Source organism: Streptomyces alkaliphilus, from assembly GCF_014141535.1.
Classification (GTDB): domain Bacteria; phylum Actinomycetota; class Actinomycetes; order Streptomycetales; family Streptomycetaceae; genus Streptomyces; species Streptomyces alkaliphilus.
The window spans coordinates 1-4051 of the sequence record NZ_VKHT01000453.1 but is presented as its reverse complement, the minus strand read 5'-3'; the positions used below and the strand labels follow the sequence as shown (position 1 = coordinate 4051).

Here is a 4051-nt window from a genome sequence, read left to right as displayed (position 1 = left end):
GCTCCCGAACCCCGTCCGGCGCCCGCGCCCACCACCCCGCCGGGTGCGTGCGCCGGACGGCACTTCCCCACCGCGACGTGCAGTCCCCCCGACTCGATCGGGGCGGACGGCACGTCGCGGTTCGGTGTGGGCGACGGCCTCAGCCGGTGATCGCCTCCCAGAAGCTCAGGGCTGCCAGGATCAACATCACCGTCGCCGCGACGCGGGTGATCAACCGCAGCGGCACCCGGCGCATCAGTGCCCGGCCACCGAGGATGCCGATCCCGGCCACGGCCCACAGCGCCAGGACCGCCCCGATCCCCACCGACAGCGGATCCTCGTAGCGGGCGGCCAGGTTCGCCGTCATGATCTGGGTCAGATCGCCGAACTCCGCGACCAGGATGAGCATGAAGCCCGCTCCGGAGACCTTCCAGAACGAGGTGTCGGCCGGGGCCCGCACCTGTTCGTCCTCATCGGGACGCTTGCGCAGCAACAGGAAGGCGCCGAGCAGGAAGAGGGTTCCCACCACCGCCTGCAACGGGCGCTGCGGCAACAGCGTCAGCACGCTGCCCGCCGCCACGGCCAGCGCCACGTGCACCACGAACGCGGCGGCCACGCCCACGAAGACGTAGGAGGCGCGGAAGCGGGTGCCGAGCAGCAGGCCGGCCAGCGCGGTCTTGTCGGGCAACTCGGCGAGAAAGACGACGCCGAAGGTCACGGCGGCGACGGAGAGGGTGAACACGGTTTCCTCGGTCCTTCCGGGGCTCGTGCCGCACCGAGGTGTCCGCGGGGAGCGCACGCTTCGGCACGGCAGCGTCGATGACACTGCGGCCGAAGGTCTCGCCGACGGACGGACCGCGTGGACCGCGCTCCCTCCGCCCCCGGGCGCCGGGTCCACCGCGTGGGCGGCGGACCAGTGTGTCGACGGGCCGGCGACGGGCTACTCCCCTTCAGTGCCGACCAATGTACCCGCCGGGCGTCCCGGGACGGAAGCGGGGGCGTTCCGGACCGGGGCGACGAAGGGGTGAACGAGGACGGCACCCCACCGGGGGCTTCCACGGCCCGTGGTCGGGACGGGGTCCCCGCGGCCGGCTTCGGACCCCCTCCTCGGGGGTGACGGGACCCCACCCCGGCCGCGTCGCGGTCGAGCCGGCCCACACCGCCGGTCACGCTCCCGGCGCCCCGCCCGGGTCCGTGCCCGGTCCCTCGCGCGGCGGCTCGGTGCTGTTCCCGGCCGGGAGCAGCACCGAGCCGCCCGTTTGACAGCTCAGGCTAATGAGATTAGCTTTTGGCTAATCTCATTAGCCACTTCCGGGAGGTCCCATGACCGAGCACCTCGCCGTCGAGGGCGGCACGATCGCCTACGAGGTGACAGGGGTCGGCCCGCTGATCGTTCTCGCCCACGGCATGGGCGACAGCCGCGCCGCGTACCGGGCCGTGGTCCCGCGCCTGGCGGCGGGGGGCCACCGGGTCGCCGCGGTCGACCTGCGCGGCTGCGGTGAGTCCGACGTCGACTGGCCGAGCTGGAGCCGCACCGCCGTCGCGGACGACCTGCTCGCCCTCATCCGCCGACTGGGCGGTCCGGCCGCCCTCGTCGGCCACTCGTTCTCCGGCGGCGCCGCGACCATCGCCGCGGCGCGGGAGCCCTCCCTGATCAGCTCGGTGGTCGAGTTGGCACCCTTCACCCGCAAGCAGTCGATCCGTCCCGGCGACCTGCGCGTGAGGCGCTATCGCCGGGCCATGCTGCGGCTGCTCGGCGCGGGGGTCCTCGGCAGCGTGTCGCTCTGGCGCTCGTACCTCGACCTGGCCTACCCCGGCGTGAAACCGGCCCACTGGACCGAACGACTCGACCGCGTCGACTCCCTGCTGCGCGAACCGGGCCGGATGAGGGCCCTGCGGGGCATGGGCCGCAGCGCCCCGACCGACGCCGGCGCGCTACTCGGCGACGTCCGCTGTCCCGTCCTGGTCGTGATGGGCACGCTCGACCCCGACTGGGCCGACCCGCACGCCGAGGGTTCGGCGATCGTCGACGCCCTCCCGGCCGGCCTCGGGCGACTCGAGATGATCGAGGGGGCCGGGCACTACCCGCACGACCAATTCCCCGACCGGGTGGCCTCGCTCGTGCTCGACTTCCTCCGTTCGGACGCCGCCCGTGCCTAGGGTCGGCCTGGACCCGGCGGCCGTGGTCGCGGCCGGCGCCGCCCTCGCCGACGAGGTGGGCCTCCCCCACCTGACGATGGGCCTGCTCGCCGAGCGGGTGGGGGTGCGCACGCCCTCCCTGTACAAGCACGTGGGCGGCCAGGAGGACCTCCAGCGGCGCATCGCGGCCCTGGCACTGGGCGAGGCCGCCGACGCGGTCGACGATGCGGTCCGGGGGCGCGCGGGCCGTGACGCCCTGGCGGCCGCGGCACGCGCCTTCCGCGGCTTCGTCCTGGAGCACCCGGGCCGGTACGCCGCGACGATCGGCATGGAACCGTCGGGGCCGGACGATCCGTTGGCCCTCGCGGGCCGGCGACTGCTCGACGCGTTCACCGCGGTCCTGCGGGGCTACGGGATCGGGGAGGCCGACGTGGACCACGCCCTGCGGATGCTCCGCAGCCTCTGCCACGGCTTCGCCACCCTGCAGACGGCCAACGGCTTCCAATGGAGTACCGACATCGACGAGAGTTTCGAGTGGTTGATCACCTTCGCCGACCGGGGCCTGCGCGCGATGTGAGAACGCGCCGCCGCCCTCCATCCGCCACGGGCCCGCCGCCCTGTTCGAGGGGGCGTCGACACCCGTCCGGCCCATCCGCGTGACGCCGGGGTCGGGGCGGAATCATCCACGCCGGCCCGGGCGACCCCGCCCGTGCCGGAACGCCGGATTCCGGATCCGCCGGCGCACCCCCGTGCCCCTTCCGGGGGAGCCCGGCATAGGCTGTACGGCGGAACGGTGTTGCCCCCGCCCGCGCGAGCCGGCCGCCGCTCCCACCGCCGGCGCACGCCCTTCCGGAAACGGCCCGACGACACCGCAGGTGACATCGATCGCATCCGGGAGAGGCCCGTGCCGGAAACCCTCGGGATTTTGTTGTACGCCCCGTGGATCTATGTGGCCGTGATGCTCTGCGTCCTGCTGGACGTCTTCGTGCCCCTGCTCCCCAGCGGCGCACTGGTGGTCGCGGCGGCGGCCGTCGCCGCGGGCACCGCCGCCGAGGCGTACGGCCTCCCCGGCCCGGTCCCCGGCACCCACCTGCCGGAGGTCCTGGTACTGCTGTTGTGCGCGGCCAGCGCCTCGATCATCGGCGACCTGGCCGCCTACCGGCTCGCCTTGCACGGCGGTCGACGTCTGGAGGGGTTCATCTCCCGCTCCCGCAGGCTGGTCGCGGCCCGGGCGCGGCTGGGCGAGGTGCTGGCACGTGGCGGCGGCCCCCTGGTGATCGTGGCGCGCTTCGCCCCCGCGGGCCGGGCGGTGGTAAGCCTCGGCGCGGGCGCCAGCAGACGTCGCCAACGCGACTTCCTTCCCTGGTCGGCGGTGGCCGCGGTGGTCTGGGCCGGGTACAGCGTGGGCCTGGGCTACCTCGGGGTCTCCCTGCTGGGCGGTGGCTGGCCGGGCACGCTGGCCTCCCTGGCCGCGCTGCTGCTGGTCGGGGCGTTCGCCGGCCGCTTCCTGCGCCGCTCCCCGGCACCGGCCGCCGGCTGAGACCCCCCTTCCGCCCCTCGCCCGGGGGCCGCCACGCGATCCGGACGGGCGGCGATCGCCCACGGCATCACGTCGAGGGCCGAATGTTCTCGATGAGCCCGCCCCCGGGACGGGGACACCACCGCCGGGGCTCCGGGCGCACACCGGGTGTCCCGGGGGTCAGGCGGCCATCCCGTCCGGCGGACGGGATCGGGGCCCCGAACCGACGACGCCACGGGTGTGAGCGGAAATGTTCCGGTGGGCGCAACAGGGATCGAACCTGTGACATCTTCCTTGTAAGGGAAGCGCTCTACCGCTGAGCTATGCGCCCCGGTCATGGACCGGGACCAGGGTACATGCCACCGGGGGACGGGGGTCACCCTCTTCCGAGGGGTGGACCGCCCGACCCGGTGC

General features: G+C 74.4%; 4 protein-coding genes and 1 tRNA gene. 3 read left to right on the top strand and 2 right to left on the bottom strand.

Going from position 1 to position 4051, the window contains the following annotated elements; genetic code table 11:
- Nucleotides 1–139: 139 nt before the first annotated feature.
- A complete protein-coding gene (locus tag FNQ90_RS14830; protein ID WP_143620703.1) occupies nucleotides 140–721 on the bottom strand; it encodes a TMEM165/GDT1 family protein in 582 nt (193 codons plus the stop codon).
- 581 nt (nucleotides 722–1302) lie between these two features.
- Between FNQ90_RS14830 and FNQ90_RS14825 the strand changes: the two genes are divergently transcribed.
- From FNQ90_RS14825 to FNQ90_RS14815, 3 genes are all read left to right on the top strand, one after another.
- A complete protein-coding gene (locus tag FNQ90_RS14825) occupies nucleotides 1303–2139 on the top strand; it encodes an alpha/beta fold hydrolase (protein ID WP_182606814.1) in 837 nt (278 codons plus the stop codon).
- 22 nt (nucleotides 2140–2161) lie between these two features.
- Nucleotides 2162–2695, top strand: coding sequence for a TetR/AcrR family transcriptional regulator (locus tag FNQ90_RS14820; RefSeq protein ID WP_182606815.1), 534 nt, complete (start codon nucleotides 2162–2164; stop codon nucleotides 2693–2695).
- A gap of 327 nt (nucleotides 2696–3022) precedes the next feature.
- Nucleotides 3023–3658 carry a DedA family protein gene (locus FNQ90_RS14815; protein WP_182606813.1) on the top strand — a complete coding sequence of 212 codons (636 nt, stop codon included), beginning with the start codon at nucleotides 3023–3025 and terminating at the stop codon, nucleotides 3656–3658.
- Between the two features lie 238 nt (nucleotides 3659–3896).
- On the opposite strand, the gene FNQ90_RS14810 is transcribed toward FNQ90_RS14815, so the two are convergent.
- Nucleotides 3897–3968 (bottom strand) — tRNA-Val (locus FNQ90_RS14810).
- Between the last annotated feature and the right edge of the window lie 83 nt (nucleotides 3969–4051).